The sequence below is a fragment of the Streptomyces sp. NPDC033177 genome (genome assembly GCF_055577715.1).
The window spans coordinates 339849-353866 of sequence record NZ_JBVIPS010000003.1 but is presented as its reverse complement, the minus strand read 5'-3'; the positions used below and the strand labels follow the sequence as shown (position 1 = coordinate 353866).

General features: G+C 70.4%; 16 protein-coding genes and 1 pseudogene. 5 read left to right on the top strand and 12 right to left on the bottom strand.

The window, feature by feature from the left end; genetic code table 11:
- Position 1: 1 nt before the first annotated feature.
- Complete coding sequence (locus ACZ5U5_RS12775) at positions 2 to 487, top strand: YbaK/EbsC family protein (RefSeq protein ID WP_469020021.1); 486 nt, start codon at positions 2 to 4, stop codon at positions 485 to 487.
- Between the two features lie 78 nt (positions 488 to 565).
- Here ACZ5U5_RS12775 and ACZ5U5_RS12770 read toward each other — a convergent pair whose 3' ends face one another.
- The 8 genes from ACZ5U5_RS12770 to ACZ5U5_RS12735 form a co-directional block, all read right to left on the bottom strand.
- Positions 566 to 2170 carry an alpha/beta hydrolase gene (locus tag ACZ5U5_RS12770; RefSeq protein WP_469020018.1) on the bottom strand — a complete coding sequence of 535 codons (1605 nt, stop codon included), beginning with the start codon at positions 2168 to 2170 and terminating at the stop codon, positions 566 to 568.
- 151 nt (positions 2171 to 2321) lie between these two features.
- Positions 2322 to 3095: an urease accessory protein UreD gene (locus ACZ5U5_RS12765; RefSeq protein WP_469020016.1), complete on the bottom strand. Its 774-nt coding sequence runs from the start codon at positions 3093 to 3095 to the stop codon at positions 2322 to 2324.
- Positions 3092 to 3775, bottom strand: coding sequence for an urease accessory protein UreG (gene ureG / locus ACZ5U5_RS12760; RefSeq protein ID WP_469020014.1), 684 nt, complete (start codon positions 3773 to 3775; stop codon positions 3092 to 3094). Before ureG ends, ACZ5U5_RS12765 begins: the two co-directional genes overlap by 4 nt.
- A 138-nt stretch (positions 3776 to 3913) precedes the next feature.
- Complete coding sequence (locus tag ACZ5U5_RS12755) at positions 3914 to 4588, bottom strand: urease accessory protein UreF (protein ID WP_469020013.1); 675 nt, start codon at positions 4586 to 4588, stop codon at positions 3914 to 3916.
- A 45-nt stretch (positions 4589 to 4633) separates the two neighbouring features.
- Positions 4634 to 6355, bottom strand: coding sequence for an urease subunit alpha (locus ACZ5U5_RS12750; protein WP_469020011.1), 1722 nt, complete (start codon positions 6353 to 6355; stop codon positions 4634 to 4636).
- Complete coding sequence (locus ACZ5U5_RS12745) at positions 6348 to 6659, bottom strand: urease subunit beta (protein WP_469020845.1); 312 nt, start codon at positions 6657 to 6659, stop codon at positions 6348 to 6350. The genes ACZ5U5_RS12750 and ACZ5U5_RS12745 overlap by 8 nt, the downstream gene beginning before the upstream one ends.
- 56 nt (positions 6660 to 6715) lie before the next feature.
- Positions 6716 to 7018 (bottom strand): urease subunit gamma, encoded by a 303-nt coding sequence (locus ACZ5U5_RS12740; RefSeq protein ID WP_361831764.1) that lies wholly within the window; start codon positions 7016 to 7018, stop codon positions 6716 to 6718.
- A gap of 219 nt (positions 7019 to 7237) precedes the next feature.
- Positions 7238 to 7861, bottom strand: a complete 624-nt coding sequence (locus ACZ5U5_RS12735) for a TetR/AcrR family transcriptional regulator (protein WP_469020008.1) — start codon at positions 7859 to 7861, stop codon at positions 7238 to 7240.
- 143 nt (positions 7862 to 8004) lie between these two features.
- Between ACZ5U5_RS12735 and ACZ5U5_RS12730 the strand changes: the two genes are divergently transcribed.
- Positions 8005 to 9018, top strand: coding sequence for an ABC transporter permease (locus ACZ5U5_RS12730; RefSeq protein WP_469020005.1), 1014 nt, complete (start codon positions 8005 to 8007; stop codon positions 9016 to 9018).
- Between the two features lie 144 nt (positions 9019 to 9162).
- Here ACZ5U5_RS12730 and ACZ5U5_RS12725 read toward each other — a convergent pair whose 3' ends face one another.
- Both ACZ5U5_RS12725 and ACZ5U5_RS12720 read right to left on the bottom strand, forming a co-directional pair.
- A complete protein-coding gene (locus ACZ5U5_RS12725) occupies positions 9163 to 9459 on the bottom strand; it encodes a type II toxin-antitoxin system Phd/YefM family antitoxin (RefSeq protein WP_469020002.1) in 297 nt (98 codons plus the stop codon).
- A 75-nt stretch (positions 9460 to 9534) separates the two neighbouring features.
- Positions 9535 to 9906: a helix-turn-helix transcriptional regulator gene (locus tag ACZ5U5_RS12720; RefSeq protein WP_469020000.1), complete on the bottom strand. Its 372-nt coding sequence runs from the start codon at positions 9904 to 9906 to the stop codon at positions 9535 to 9537.
- Positions 9907 to 10182: 276 nt separating this feature from the next.
- On the opposite strand from ACZ5U5_RS12720, the pseudogene ACZ5U5_RS12715 reads away from it, so the two are divergent.
- Positions 10183 to 10458 (top strand): annotated as a pseudogene (locus tag ACZ5U5_RS12715) (ANTAR domain-containing protein); the annotation flags it as partial.
- Positions 10459 to 10495: 37 nt separating this feature from the next.
- On the opposite strand, the gene ACZ5U5_RS12710 reads toward ACZ5U5_RS12715, so the two are convergent.
- Positions 10496 to 11503: a Ppx/GppA family phosphatase gene (locus ACZ5U5_RS12710; RefSeq protein ID WP_469019997.1), complete on the bottom strand. Its 1008-nt coding sequence runs from the start codon at positions 11501 to 11503 to the stop codon at positions 10496 to 10498.
- 75 nt (positions 11504 to 11578) lie between these two features.
- Between ACZ5U5_RS12710 and ACZ5U5_RS12705 the strand changes: the two genes are divergently transcribed.
- Together ACZ5U5_RS12705 and ACZ5U5_RS12700 are read left to right on the top strand one after the other, a co-directional pair.
- Positions 11579 to 13051 carry an aminotransferase class I/II-fold pyridoxal phosphate-dependent enzyme gene (locus ACZ5U5_RS12705; protein ID WP_469019996.1) on the top strand — a complete coding sequence of 491 codons (1473 nt, stop codon included), beginning with the start codon at positions 11579 to 11581 and terminating at the stop codon, positions 13049 to 13051.
- 38 nt (positions 13052 to 13089) lie between these two features.
- Positions 13090 to 13635, top strand: coding sequence for a type 1 glutamine amidotransferase domain-containing protein (locus tag ACZ5U5_RS12700; RefSeq protein ID WP_469019993.1), 546 nt, complete (start codon positions 13090 to 13092; stop codon positions 13633 to 13635).
- A gap of 53 nt (positions 13636 to 13688) precedes the next feature.
- Here ACZ5U5_RS12700 and ACZ5U5_RS12695 read toward each other — a convergent pair whose 3' ends face one another.
- Entirely contained in the window at positions 13689 to 13994 is a 306-nt protein-coding gene (locus tag ACZ5U5_RS12695) for a gas vesicle protein K (protein ID WP_469020841.1), read from the bottom strand.
- Positions 13995 to 14018: the final 24 nt, after the last annotated feature.

Sequence of the window (14018 nt, the reverse complement as noted above, 5' to 3'; positions counted from 1 at the left end):
CATGAGCGAACACAGGCTGTACACCAAGCTGATCGGGCTGCTTGAGGAGCGGGGCGCGGCGTACCGCGTCATCGAGCACGAGGCGGAGGGCGCCACGGAGGCGGTGAGCGCGCTGCGGGGCAACACGCTGCAGCAGGCCGCCAAGTGCATCGTGGTGATGGTGAAGATCGGCAAGAAGACGAAGCGGTACGTGCTCGCCGTGGTGCCCGGCGACCGGCGTGTCGACCTGAACGCCGTCAAGCAGCTCCTGGGCGGGACGTACGCGGGCTTCGCCACGCAGGAGGCGGCCGAGCGGCTCGCGGGCAGTGTGAGCGGCACGATCCTGCCGTTCTCCTTCGATCCCGAGCTGGAGCTGGTCGTGGATCCGGGACTGCTCGCCCATGAAGAGATCTTCTTCAACGCGGCCCGTCTGGACCGCTCGCTGGCGCTGCGGACCGCTGACTACGAGGCGATCGCCGAGCCGCGTACGGCGGAGATCGCGCAGTAGGCGGCATAGCGAAGGGGCGACCGGGTGCTCCCGGTCGCCCCTCGCACAGCTGCCAGTCGGGCGCCTAGCGGCGGACCGTCACGGCTTGGGCGTGGCGTGCGGTGCGCACGTCACGTCCTTGCTGCCCACCTTGCCGGTCAGCAGGTAGGTGTCGACACGGTCGTTGAGGCACGGGTTGACCAGGTTCGTGATGCCGTGCGAGCCGGCATCCTTCTCCGTGATCAGACGCGAGCCCTTGAACCGCTTGTGCAGCTCGACGGCCCCCCCGTACGGGGTTGCCGCGTCACGCGTCGCCTGCGCGATGAGCACGGGCGGCAGACCCTTGCCGGTCTTGACCTCGACGGGCTCGTGCTGCTTGCTCGACCAGGTCGCGCAGGGCAGGTTCATCCAGGCGTTGGCCCACGTCATGAACGGGTTGTCGCGGTGGATGCGGGTGTTGTCGCGGTCCCACTTCTTCCAGCTGGTGGGCCACTTGGCGTCCGCGCACTCGACGGCCGTGTAGACGGCGTTGCCGTTCTCCGACGCGATGTTGCCCGCGGTGTCCGACAGGTCGGGGCTGGCTGCCTCGATCAGCGGCTTGGCATCACCGGCGACGTACTTGCTGAAGTTCGTCGCGATCTCGACCCAGACGGAGTCGTAGTACGGAGCGCTCTGGAAGTAGGCGATGAGCTCGGCCGGGCCGACCACTCCGCCCAGCGGCTCCTTCTTCGCGGCGGCACGCAGCTTGTCCCAGTTCTTGGCGACCTTCCCGGCGGTGTCACCGAGGTGGAAGGTGGCGTCGTACTTGGCGACCCACTTCATCCAGTCCTTGAGACGGATCTCGAAGGCGACGTCCTGGTCGAGGTTGGCCTCGTACCAGATCTTCTTCTTCGAGGGGTTGACCACCGAGTCGACGACCATGCGGCGCACGTGCGACGGGAACAGCGTCCCGTAGACCGCGCCGAGGTAGGTGCCGTAGGAGACGCCGAGGAAGTTCAGCTTCTTCTCGCCGAGCGCGGCCCGGATGACGTCCAGGTCACGCGCGGTGTTCGGCGTCGTCATGTGCGGCAGCATGTCGCCGCTGCGCTCGGCGCAGCCGTCCGCGTACTCGGCGGCGAGCTTGCGCTGGGCGCGCTTGTCCGCCTCGGAGTCCGGCACCGGGTCGAGCTTGGGGGCCTTGACGAACTCCTGCGGGTCGACACAGGAGATGGGCGCCGAGTGGCCGACACCGCGCGGGTCGAAGCCCACGAAGTCGTAGGCCTTGGCCGTCTTCTCCCAGAGCTTGGCCTTGGTGGCCACCCGGTTGGGGAAGCGGAGCCCGGAACCGCCGGGGCCGCCGGGGTTGTAGACGAGCGCGCCCTGGCGCTCCTTCTTCGTCCCGGTGTTGCCGATGTGGTCGACGGCGAGCTTGATCTTCTTGCCGTTGGGCTTGGCGTAATCGACCGGGACGGTCACCCAACCGCACGTGACGGCCTTCTCCAGACCCCAGTCCGCGGGACACGCCTGCCAGTCGATGCCGGCCTTGGCGGCACGTTGCGCGGCGAGCGCGACACCGCGCGCCTCGGAGCTGGTCCGCTGGCGGGCCTCAGCGCTGCCGCTGCCCTGGCGGGCGTCGGCATTGGCGACCGGTGCCATGATCGCGCCCGCTATGAGCGAGCCCGTGATCAGCGTGCCGGCTGCGCCGAATGCTGTGGTGCGTCTCAACTGGTTCCTCCCCCTGTCGATTTACCTGTCGATTTTCGAACAGTAGGAGGATCCTGTCGGTCTTCGGGTTCAGTGCGACAGACGCAGCCGGTGTTTCTTTACCAATCCGATAGACGGTGCCGGGAACCCCGCTGAGCGGATATGCCCCCGTTCACGTGAATGTGCGCAGCGCCTCGTCGAGGACACGGCGTACCCGCAGGGCGTCGGGGGCGACGGCGGTGACGAGCACTGCGGGGCCGGCGAGCGGGGTGAGCGTGGCCCCGTCGGCAAGGAGGGTGGGCCCAGGGAGCTCCTGTTCGAACTCCGGGCGTACGACGACGAGCTGGCCGATCGCGCGATGCCCCGCGAGGACGGCGGGACCGTCCCATCCGCCGGGCGCGCCGGGCCCGCAGGAGAGCTCCTGGTCGAGCAGGAGACGACCGGCCCGGCGCACGGTGAGGCGGCTGCTGAGGCGCCCCGGGTCCTCGCCGGTCCGCCCGAGCACCTGCTCCTCCCGCAGTACGAGGCGCGCGCTCGCGGCGAGCTCGGCCCGTGTGGTCACCCGCAGATCGCTGTCGCGTACGGAGATCAACTGCTCGGGCAGCCACAGCAGTTCCGCGTCCTCGCCCACCGTGATCCGCACGTCATGGCGCGCCGCCTCCTTCGACTGCCCCGGCAGGGCGAGGGTGGCTGCGGCCGAACCGACGCGCAGCCGGGCCCCGTCGTGGGCGGCGGCCTCGACGGTGAGGTGGTCGCCCCCGAGGGGGCCGCTCATCGCCCCGACGAGGGTGACGTGGGCGCCCGCTCCGGCGGCCCGGGTGCGGCGCGGGACGATGGGCCCCTCACCGTCGAGCACGGGCAGGGCGGTGCCGCCCCGTCCGTCGCCCCGCGCGGTGATGCGGGCGGTGCCGCGCACCCCCGATGCCACGACGGCGTCCACGCTCATGCGGACGCGGTCCAGGCCGCGTACTGGGCGCGTACCCAGGCTGCGACCGGGCCGACGCCCTGCTCCGACCTCAACGACTGGAAGACGACGGGCAGTTCGGCGCGCTGAGCCTTGGCGTCCGCGGCCATGCGGGCGAGGTCGGAGCCGACGTGCGGGGCGAGGTCGGTCTTGTTGACGACCAGGAGGTCGGCGGTGCTGACGCCTGGGCCGCCCTTGCGCGGGATGTCGTCGCCGCCCGCGACGTCGATGACGAAGATCTGGGCGTCGACGAGGCCCTTGGAGAAGGTGGCGGTGAGGTTGTCCCCGCCGGACTCGACGAGGATCAGGTCGAGCGGCCCGATCTCGTCCTCCAGGTCCTCCACCGCCTCCAGGTTGGCGGAGATGTCGTCGCGGATCGCGGTGTGCGGGCACGCGCCGGTCTGCACGGCGGTGATCCGCTCGGGCGGGAGCACGGCCTCGCGCAGCAGGAACTCGGCGTCCTCGCGGGTGTAGATGTCGTTCGTGACGACGGCCAGGGACAGCTCGGCCCGCAGCTCCTTGCAGAGCGCGGCGACGGTGGCGGTCTTGCCGGACCCGACGGGCCCGCCGAGCCCGATCCGCAGCGCGCGGCGGCGCCCGTCGGGGCGGTGGGCGTCGGCGCTCACGGCGGAGGCTTCGTCGTGGGAGTGATCGAGGTGCATGTGCGATTCCTTAGGTTCAGACGTTCTTTCAGCCCGTGCGGCGGGCGCAGTCCAGCCCCTCCGGCGTTTGAGGAGCGGGGGTCTGGAGGCGGAGCCCCCAGCTTCGGGAAGGGGCGGGTGCGGGGAGATGGAAAGCCCCTACGACGCGAACAACCGCGCCGGCCACACGGCATGCGCCTCGGCCCCGACCTCCAACAGCGGAGCTGAAGCCGCGGGCAATGCGTCAACCCCACCTGCCAGGGCCGCGCGGCCCGCCTCCGCCGCGGCCCGGGCGACGAGATCGAGCTCGGGGGCAAGCCGTGCCAAGACCCCCGTCGCGTCGAACGGGTCCAGGCTCAGCAACCGCACGGTCGCCGTCGCGGGCCCGCTGACGCACTCGTACGCGGAGCAGTACGCGGCGTCCTCCGCCTCGAGCCCCGCCGCCCGTGCGGCAAGGCCGAGTACGACCGGCTGGTGCGCCCCCTTGGGCCGGGCGGCGGCCAGGTGGTCGAGCGAGGGGTCGGGCCACGCGGCCCGCGCGGCCCGCATCATCTGCCGCCCGAGCCGCCGTCCGGCGATCCGAAGCGCGGCCGATGGTGTCCGCGCGTCGGCGGCCTCGTCGAGGTCCAGTGGATCGACCCCGAGCGCGGCGGCCGCCGCCAACGCGGCGGACACAAGACCCGTCGTGTGCAGCCGTCCCCGGCAGAACTGCTCCAGATTCCCGGCGCCGGTGATGCGTCCCGCTTTGACGGCTTCCTCGGCCCCGCCGGAGTGGGCGTGCCCTCCGGCGGGGAACCGGCCGTCGGCCAGGACGAGAAGCGCGGCCCTAGACATCGCGGTCGACCGCCATCCGAACGACCGCCATCCGAACGACCACCATCAGAAGAGGAAGTACCGCTGCGCGAGCGGCAGTTCGGCGGCGGGTGACGGCTCGACCAGTTCGCCGTCGATGGTGACGGCGAAGCTGTCGGGCGCGACCTCCACCCTCGGCAGGGCGTCGTTCTCGCGCATGTCCGCCTTCGAGCGTCCGCGCGTGGAACGGATCGCGGTGAACTCCTTGGCCACACCGAGCCGTTCCGGCAGCCCGTCGTCCAGCGCCGACTGCGTCACGAAGTTGAGCGAGTTGAGCCCCGGCGCCTTGCCGTGCGCGCCGAACATGGGCCGCGGCAGGACCGGCTGCGGGGTCGGGATGGAGGCGTTGGCGTCGCCCATCTGCGCGTACGCGATCTGGCCGCCCTTGATGACCAGTTGCGGCTTGACGCCGAAGAACTTCGGGTCCCACAGCACCAGGTCGGCGAGCTTGCCGCTCTCCACCGAGCCGATCTCGTGGTCGACGCCCTGCGCGACCGCCGCGTTGATCGTGTACTTGGCGACATAGCGACGTGCGCGCCGGTTGTCGGCGCGGGTGTCCCCCGGCAGGAAGCCGCGCCGCCGCTTCATCACGTGCGCGGTCTGCCAGGTCCGCATGACGACCTCGCCGATGCGCCCCATGGCCTGCGAGTCCGACGACATGATCGAGATGGCGCCGATGTCGTGCAGGATGTCCTCGGCCCCGATGGTGGTGGGCCGGATCCGCGACTCGGCGAAGGCGAGGTCCTCGGGGACCGCCGGGTTGAGGTGGTGACAGACCATCAGCATGTCGAGGTGTTCCTCGACGGTGTTGACGGTGTGCGGTCGGGTCGGGTTGGTGGAGCTGGGGAGCATGTTCGGCAGTGACACCGCCGTGATCATGTCGGGGGCGTGCCCGCCGCCCGCGCCCTCGACGTGGAAGGCGTGCAGGGTGCGACCCGCGACGGCGGCGAACGTGGCGTCGATGAAGCCCGCTTCGTTCAGGGTGTCGGTGTGGACGGCGAGCTGGGCGCCGGTGTCCTCACAGACGTTCAGGCACGCGTCGATGGTGGCGGGGGTCGCTCCCCAGTCCTCGTGAATCTTGAAACTGACGGCTCCGGCCCGCAGTTGGGCGTGCATGGACGCGGCGGATACCGTGTTGCCCTTGCCGAGGAACCCGATGTTGACGGGGCTGGAGTCCATCGCGGCGAACATCCGGGCCAGGTGCCAGGAGCCGGGCGTGATCGTGGTCGCCTTGCTGCCTTCGGCGGGTCCGGTGCCGCCGCCGATGAGGGTGGTGACGCCGGAGGCGAGCGCCTCGTCGACGATGGTCGGCGAGATGAAGTGGATGTGGGTGTCGATGCCGCCGGCCGTGAGGATCTTTCCGTTGCCGGAGATGACCTCGGTCTCCGGTCCGATCACGAGATCGGGGTGCACACCGTCCATCGTGTCCGGGTTGCCGGACTTGCCGATGCCGGTGATGCGGCCGTCGCGTATGCCGATATCGGCCTTGACGACGCCCCAGTGATCGATGATCACGGCGCCGGTGACAACGGTGTCGGGGGTGCCTTCGGCGCGCGTCGTGCGCGACTGCCCCATCGACTCACGGATGACCTTGCCACCGCCGAACACGGCCTCGTCACCGGAGCGTCCGGGGCCGCCGGAGCGGTCCTCCTCGATCTCGACGAGCAGGTCGGTGTCGGCTAGCCGGATCCGGTCGCCCACGGTGGGGCCGAACAGGTCGGCGTACGCGGCGCGGGACAGTTCAGGCATCGAGGGGACCTCCGGTCTCGCCGCGCAGACCCGGCACGATGCGCAGGCCGGCCAGGGGGACGAGTTCGACGTCGACGGGGATTCCGGGCTCGAAGCGCACGGCGGTACCGGCGGCGATGTTGAGCCGCTTGCCGCGGGCAGCATCGCGGTCGAAGTCGAGACCGGGGTTGGCCTCGGCGAAGTGGTAGTGGGAGCCGACCTGGACGGGGCGGTCGGCGGCGTTGAGAACGGTGAGGGCGGTGACTTCGCGGCCCACGTTGTAGGCGACGGGCTCGTCGGCAAAGAGGATCTCGCCGGGGATCACGTGGTGCGTGGGAATCTGCGTGGGACTCTGCGCGGAACTCATGCGGCCGGCCCCCGTCAGACGATCGGGTCGTGGACGGTGACGAGCTTGGTGCCGTCCGGGAAGGTGGCCTCGACCTGGACGTCGTGGATCATCTCGGGAATGCCGCTCATGACGTCGTCACGGGTGAGCACCTTGCGCCCCGACGACATGAGTTCGGAGACGGTGCGGCCGTCACGGGCACCTTCGAGGATGTGGGACGTGATGAGCGCGATCGCCTCGGGGTGGTTGAGCAGCAGCCCCCGCGCCCTTCGCTTCTCGGCCACGTCCGCGGCCACATGGATGAGCAGTCTCTCCTGCTCGTGCGGGGTCAGTTGCACGCGTCCCACCTCACAGTCCTCGCTCCGGACCGTGCGGGGTCCGGCTGCCGCGGCCACCGCGACGGATATAGATGTAACACACAGACAGTGCGCTTGATCTTGCGCACCCCGGTTACGAAATCCCCTGGTGGCGTGGGATCGCAGGCTAGTTGGGAGGAGTTTCAACGAGGTTAACCAGCGCTTGACCGCTCCATGACCATCAGCTGGGCAGACCCATACTCATCCGCCGGGCTGACCCATGCTCATCAGACCGCGCAGACCGTCCTGCAGCGCATCGAGCGGGACCTCGTCGAACAGCGCGAGCTGGGCGGCGAACCCCTGCGCCGTAGCGACCATCACCCGCGCGACATGGTCGGCCGGGATGTCGCCGCGCATCATGCCCGCCGCCTGATACCCCTCGACGATCTTCACCCAGGCGACGCGCACCTTGGCGTACCCCTGATGCATCACGGCCGCGAGCTCTTCGTTGCGCAGGGTCTCCGCCCACACCTGGACGATCAGCCGCGGGAAGTACGAGACCTCCCCCTCCGGGGCGCCCGCCTTCCGGCCGAGCACCTGGGCCAGCGCGCGGCCGACCAGCTCGTCCGGCGGTGGCGGCGGGGTCTCCTTGGCCGCCGCCTCGAAGGTCTCCTGGATCCATTCGAGGACCTCGCCGACGATCGCCCCGATCAGCTCCTCCTTGCCCCGGAAGTAGCGGTAGACCGCTCCGGCCGAGAGGCCGACCTCCTTGAGCACGTCCTGCATCGAGGTGGCATGGAAACCGTTGCGGGCGAAACAGAGAGCGGCGCCGTCCAGGATCTGGCGGCGGCGTGCGTCTAGGTGTTCCTGGGATACGCGGGCCATGCCGCCAAACTAAAACGAACATTCATTCTTGACAAGCTCCGCACTCGGCAGGACAGTGAGGGCATCAAGTAAAACGAACGATCCTTCTCTTTGATTCGATCCCAGACGATCCGAGCCCGACGATCCCAGAAGGAGCTCAGCTCATGCCCACGCCCGTCGCCACCTCGCCTCCCCAGGGCCGCCGCATGGTGGCCGTGGCCGTCCTCGTCTCCGCCCTCGTGGCCCTCGCCCTGTGGGCCTTCGCCTGGCCCGCCACCAGGACCGCCCCGCGCGATCTGCCCCTCGGCGTCGCGGGACCCGCCGCGGCGACGGGTCCGCTCAAGGCACAACTGGCCGAGAAGAAGGGCACGTTCGAGGTTCATCAGTACGCCGACGAGTCCGCCGCCCGCGATGCCATCGAGGACCGGGATGTGTACGGGGCGGTCGTCGTCACGCCACAGGGCATGAAGCTCCTGACCGCGACGGCGGCGAGCCCGGTGGTCGCCCAGCTCCTTGAGCAGGCGGTGGCCGGTCAGGCCCCCGAGGGCGCCGAGGTGCGGACCACCGATGTGGTGGCGGCGCCCGCGGCCGACCCGCGGGGCTCCGCCCTCGGCGCGAGCATCCTGCCGATGGCCATCGCGGGAGTCGCGGCGGGTGCGGTGGTGACGATGCTCGGTCTGCGCGGCTTCCGTGCGGTGGCCACCCTCGTGCCGGCCGCCGGGGCGGTCGGCGTGGTCGCCGCGGCCGTGACGCACAGCTGGCTCGGCGTCCTGACGGGCAACTGGTGGGCGGAAGCCGGGGTGTTGGGGCTCTCGACGCTCGCGGTGAGCGGCGCCGTCGCGGGTTGCGCCGCACTCTTCGGTCCGGCGGGCATCGGGGTCGGCGCGCTGACCATGGTGCTGCTCGGCAACCCGTTCTCCGGCGTGACGTCAGCGCCGCAACTGCTGCCCGAACCGGTCGGCTTCATCGGGCAGTTGCTGCCGCCGGGCGCCGGAGGCACCTTGCTGCGCTCGGTGTCGTTCTTCGACGGCGCGCGCATCACGGGCCCGCTGATCACCCTCGCCGTCTGGGCCCTGCTCGGCCTGACGGCCGTGCTGCTCGGCGCGCTCCGCCGCCGTCCCGCTGCCGCGACGCGCGACGAGGCGCCGGCGGCGCCGGATGCGGTGCCGGTCTCCTGACCTGGCAGCGCATCCGGCACTCAGACAGCCGTACGCCCCCGCTGTAGCGGACGGGGGCGTACGGCCATTCCTGCGTTCTCTGAGTTCTCTGCGTTTCCTGCACTCTCCGCGTTTCCTGCGGTCCTGCGTGCAATCGCCCTACAGTTACGTCGCGTTGGGGCCCCGGTGCTCCGCCGCGATGCCGAAACGCCGCTGCTCGCCCGCGCCGGACGAGGACGACGCCGGGCGCAACGACGAGACGGAGCTGATCACCTGCTCCTCGTCAGCCTCGGGTGACGCTTCGGGCAACGCCTCGAGCCGCTCCAGGTCGGCGGCGGAGACAAGGGCCACGAGTGGCTTGCCGTGACGGGTGACGACCACCCGCTCACCGCCGTACACGACGCGGTTGATCAGGTCGGCGAGCTCTGCACGGGCTTGCGTCACCGGAATCTCGTAGGCCATGTTCTCCAGCTTACCGGCGGCCCGTGCGGCCATCCGGCCCGCGAGGAGCGGATGCGCCGCAGGTCAGCCCGCACATCACGAGTCGGGCTTCGGGTCGCGCGCGTGCGGTGGCGACGACTCCAACTGCCGGGATCCTTGACCGTGGTCGACGTCGTGCTGGGCCAGGAGCGTGAGAAGCTCCGCCACGGCGAGCCCCGATTCGGCGGGATGCCGCAGAATCGTCCCCTCTTCGATGCGATACGTGTTGGAACGGCCTTGCCGTGTGTGAGAGAGATATCCGCCTTCCTCCAGATCAGCAACGATCTTCTGCACGGCGCGCTCTGTGAGCCGGCAGCGAGCGGCGATGTCACGGATGCGGGTCGCGGGATCGTCGGCGATCGCGGCCAGCACGCGGGCGTGGTTGGTGAGGAAGGTCCAACCGCTGTGTGATTCAGGTACTGCTCCCATCCCTACAAGATAGGGCGTTTGATTCACGCATTCAAAAGGGCGAACGACATTTCCTGTATCCCTTGACGGGTGAGCTTCTCGGGCCGACGCTGGGTGAGGTGATGACGCCCGGACGTCTACGGAGTGGCCGCCATGACAGAACGTGCGCTTACTGCCCAGGTCGCGGAGGAGCCGGCCATCGTGGAGGATCTGGTGTCCCTGCCGGATGACCTGGTGTCCCTGTCGGATGTGCCTGATGACCTGGTGTCCGTCGCGGACGCCGACGTGGGGCAGGACCCGCGCGTCGAACTCGTCCAGCTGCGGCGGGCCATGGAGACGAGGCCCGCCATCGACATGGCCCGCGGGGTCCTGATGGCCTCCTTCGGCCTGAGCCCCGATGACGCGTGGGACGTGCTGGTCTCGATCTCCCAGAACACGAACACCAAGCTGCACCTCGTGGCCGACGAACTGGTCGGCGCCGTCACGGCAGGAAGAATCCCGAACCCGTTCCGACGCCAACTGGCCACGACGATCGCCCGGCTCCAGAAACCCACCCGCACCGCGGGCCGGTGAGCCCATTCGCGCCGCGGGCCGGTGAGCCCACCCGGGTTCAGTTCTGCAGCGCCGCGACCCGCAGTGGCAGCGGCCGGGCGGCGGGCGCGGTGACCTCGCCCCGGCTGACGTCCGCCCACCACGCCCCGCCGTCCTCCATATGGCGCAGCAGCACGCCTTCGCGGATGGCCCAGGGGCAGAGGGTGACCGTCTTGACGCCCGTCAGCTTCATCGCCGTATGGCCCACGATCGCCCCGGCCAGGCTCTGCGCGGCCCGCGGCGCCGAGACCCCCGGCAGCGCGGCACGTTCGGCCACCGGCAGAGCGGCGAGGCGGTCGCGGCAGTGGCGCAGGTCCGCCCGGCTCAACTGCCGTGCCATGAACGGCCCGTGACGGCCGGGGGCGGCGCCGCCGAGCCGCGCCAGCTGCTGGAACGTCCGGGAGGTCGCCACCGCGGTGCGCGGCCCCTCCCAGCGGATCCGCGCGGCGACGTCCCGCAGCTGGTGACGCACCTTGCGCCGCAGCGCCTTCACGCTCTGCTCGGTCGGCGGGTCCTCCCCGTCGAAGAACTCCCGGGTCAGCCGGCGGGCGCCGAGGGGCAGCGAGGCCACGTAATCCGGCAGCCTGCCGCGCCCGAAGGCCACCTCCAGCGAGCCACCGCCGATGTCGAACATGGCCATGGGTCCGGCCCGCCAGCCCATCCACCGCCGGGCACCGAGGAAGGTGAGTTCGGCCTCCACCTCGCCGGGCAGCGTGCACAGCGGTACGCCCGTCTCCTCACCTATCTCCCGCAACACGTCGAGACGGTTGGGCGCGCTGCGCACCACCGTCGTCGCGAAGGCCAGGGGCTCCGCCGCACCCCATCGCCTGGCCGTACCCGCCGCCTCGGCGACCGCTCTGACGAGCTGCCCCACCGATTCCTCGGGGATCACCCCGCCTGGCCCGACCTCCTCGGAGAGTCTCACCTTCCACTTGGCGGTGTGCACCGGCAAGGGCACACCGTCCTCCGCGTCCACGACAACCAGCCGGACCGCGTTCGAACCCACATCCATCACACTCATCCGCATGTGACTCTGAGTACCCAACTGATCTGTACTCAGTCACTCTGATTGACCTTCGCGGCACCAGGGAACCCGTGATCCATGACCGTCGATCACGCCCGAGCCCCCGTACTCGAAGCCCTGGCGGACCATCGCAGGAAGGGCCGTATCTCCTTTACCCCGCCCGGCCACAAGCAGGCCCGGGGCGCCGATCCGCTGGTGCGGGAGGTGTTGGGCGACGCCGTCTTCCACGGCGATCTCCTCGCCTCCGGAGGTCTCGACGACCGCCTCGGCCGCGGCCAGGTCCTCGAACGGGCCGAACGGCTGATGGCCGACGCCGTGCACGCCTCGCACACCTTCTTCTCCACGTGCGGCAGCTCCCTGTCGGTCAAGGCGGCGATGCTCTCGGCCGCGGGACCGCACGAGAAGCTGCTGATAGGGCGTGACGCGCACAAGTCCGTCGTGTCGGCCCTGATCCTCTCCGGCATCCGCCCGGTCTGGGTGGATCCGAGCTGGGACCCCGACCGGCATCTGGCCCACCCGCCGTCGGCCGACGCCTTCGCCGAGGCGTTCGCCGCCCATCCCGACGCGATGGGCGCCCTGGTCACCAGCCCGACTCCGTACGGAAGCTGCGCCGATCTGCGGGGCATCGCGGACGTCTGCCACCGGCACTCCCGTCCGCTGATCGTGGACGAGGCGTGGGGCGCGCATCTGCCGTTCCACCCCGACCTGCCGTCGTGGGCGATGGACGCGGGCGCCGACATCTGTGTGACGAGCATCCACAAGATGGGCAGCGGCCTGGAGCAGGGTTCCGTCTTCCACCTCCAGGGCGACCTGATCGACCCGACGGTGCTGAAGTCCCGGGCGGACCTGTTCGGCACCACGAGCCCGTCCGTGCTCATCTATGCCGGCCTCGACGGCTGGCGCCGTCAGATGGCCCTGCACGGCAAGGACCTGATGGGGGCGGCCCTGGACCTGGCGGCCGGCGTACGGGCGGAGATCGAGGAGATCGACGGGCTGCACGTGAACGACCGCGTCGACTTCTGCGGCCCTGCCGCCGACTTCGACCCACTGCCGGTCGTCATCGACGTGAGCGGCCTCGGCACCTCGGGATTCAGGGCGGCGGACTGGCTGCGCGAGCACCGTTCGATCGAGGCGCACCTGGCCGACCACCGCCGCATCAGCACCCAGCTCACGCACGCCGACGACCGGGAGACGACAGATCAGCTCCTGGCCGCGCTGCGGGCCCTGTCCCAGGCCGCCGCCGGCCTGCGTCCGGTACCGGAGGTGGAGGTCCCCTCCCCCGCCGAGCTGCGTCTCTCCCCGGTCGATCTGCCGCGAGACGCCTACTTCGGGCCGACCGTCGACGTACCCGTGACCGAGGCGGCGGGGCGCGTGGCGGCAGAGATGCTGACGCCGTACCCGCCGGGCATTCCGGCAGCGCTGCCCGGCGAACGCCTCACCGAGCCGGTGCTGCGCTATCTGCGCACCGGCAGGACGGCCGGGATGAACCTGCCCGACGCGGCGGATCCCGGTCTGGACACCGTGCGGGTCGTCCGCGAGACGACCGGCTGACAACCACCGAAAACCCCTCACAAGGAGAGTGAAGAGCCATGCGTGTCGCATTCCTGATGGCGCCCGAGGGCGTCGAGCAGATCGAACTCACCGACCCCTGGAAGGCGGTGACCGACGCGGGTGGCGAGCCCGTCCTCGTGTCGACCGAGGCGGGCCGGATCCAGGCCTTCAACCACCTCGACAAGGCCGACACGTTCCCCGTGGACGAGGTGGTCGGCGAGGTGTCGGCGGAGTCCTTCGACGGGCTCGTGCTGCCGGGCGGGGTCGCCAACCCGGACGCGCTGCGGCTCGACGAGAAGGCCGTCTCTTTCGTACGCGGCTTCTTCGAGAGCGGCCGTCCGGTGGCGGCCATCTGTCACGCCCCGTGGGTCCTCGTCGAGGCCGGCGTCGTCTCGGGCCGTGGGCTCACCTCGTTCCCCAGCCTTCGTACGGACATCCGCAACGCGGGCGGCACCTGGGTCGACGAGCAGGTGAAGGTCTGCCACGACGGGCCCAACGCGCTGATCACCAGCCGCAAGCCGGATGACCTGAAGGCGTTCTGCGAGGCGTTCGTGACGGAGTTCGGGAAGCCCAGCGGTTCCTGAGCTTCCCGAACTTCCGGAACTTCCCGTATACGGCTTCGGGGGTCTTTGAAGGGTCAGTCCCTCGGAAGCAGCGGCCCCAGCGGCCCGAGGTCCAGATTCAGGTCCTCGGGCCGCAGGCCGTAGCGGTCGCGCAGTTCGGCCATGCGATCGTCGAGGAGCATCAGCGTGAGGCCGATGCGCTCCTCCTGGTCCTCGTCCAGCTCGCCGGTGTCGAACCGGCGCACGGCCTGCCGTTCCATGAGCTGCCGCAGCAGCTCCACGACGGTCAGGACCAGTTTGATCAGATCGCGTTCGACCGTGTCCGGCTCCAGTTCCAGCCGGTTCTTTCCCGCGGGCCGCTCCCGGAGCTGCTCACGGATCTGCTCGGCCTCGGCCCCGGGCTC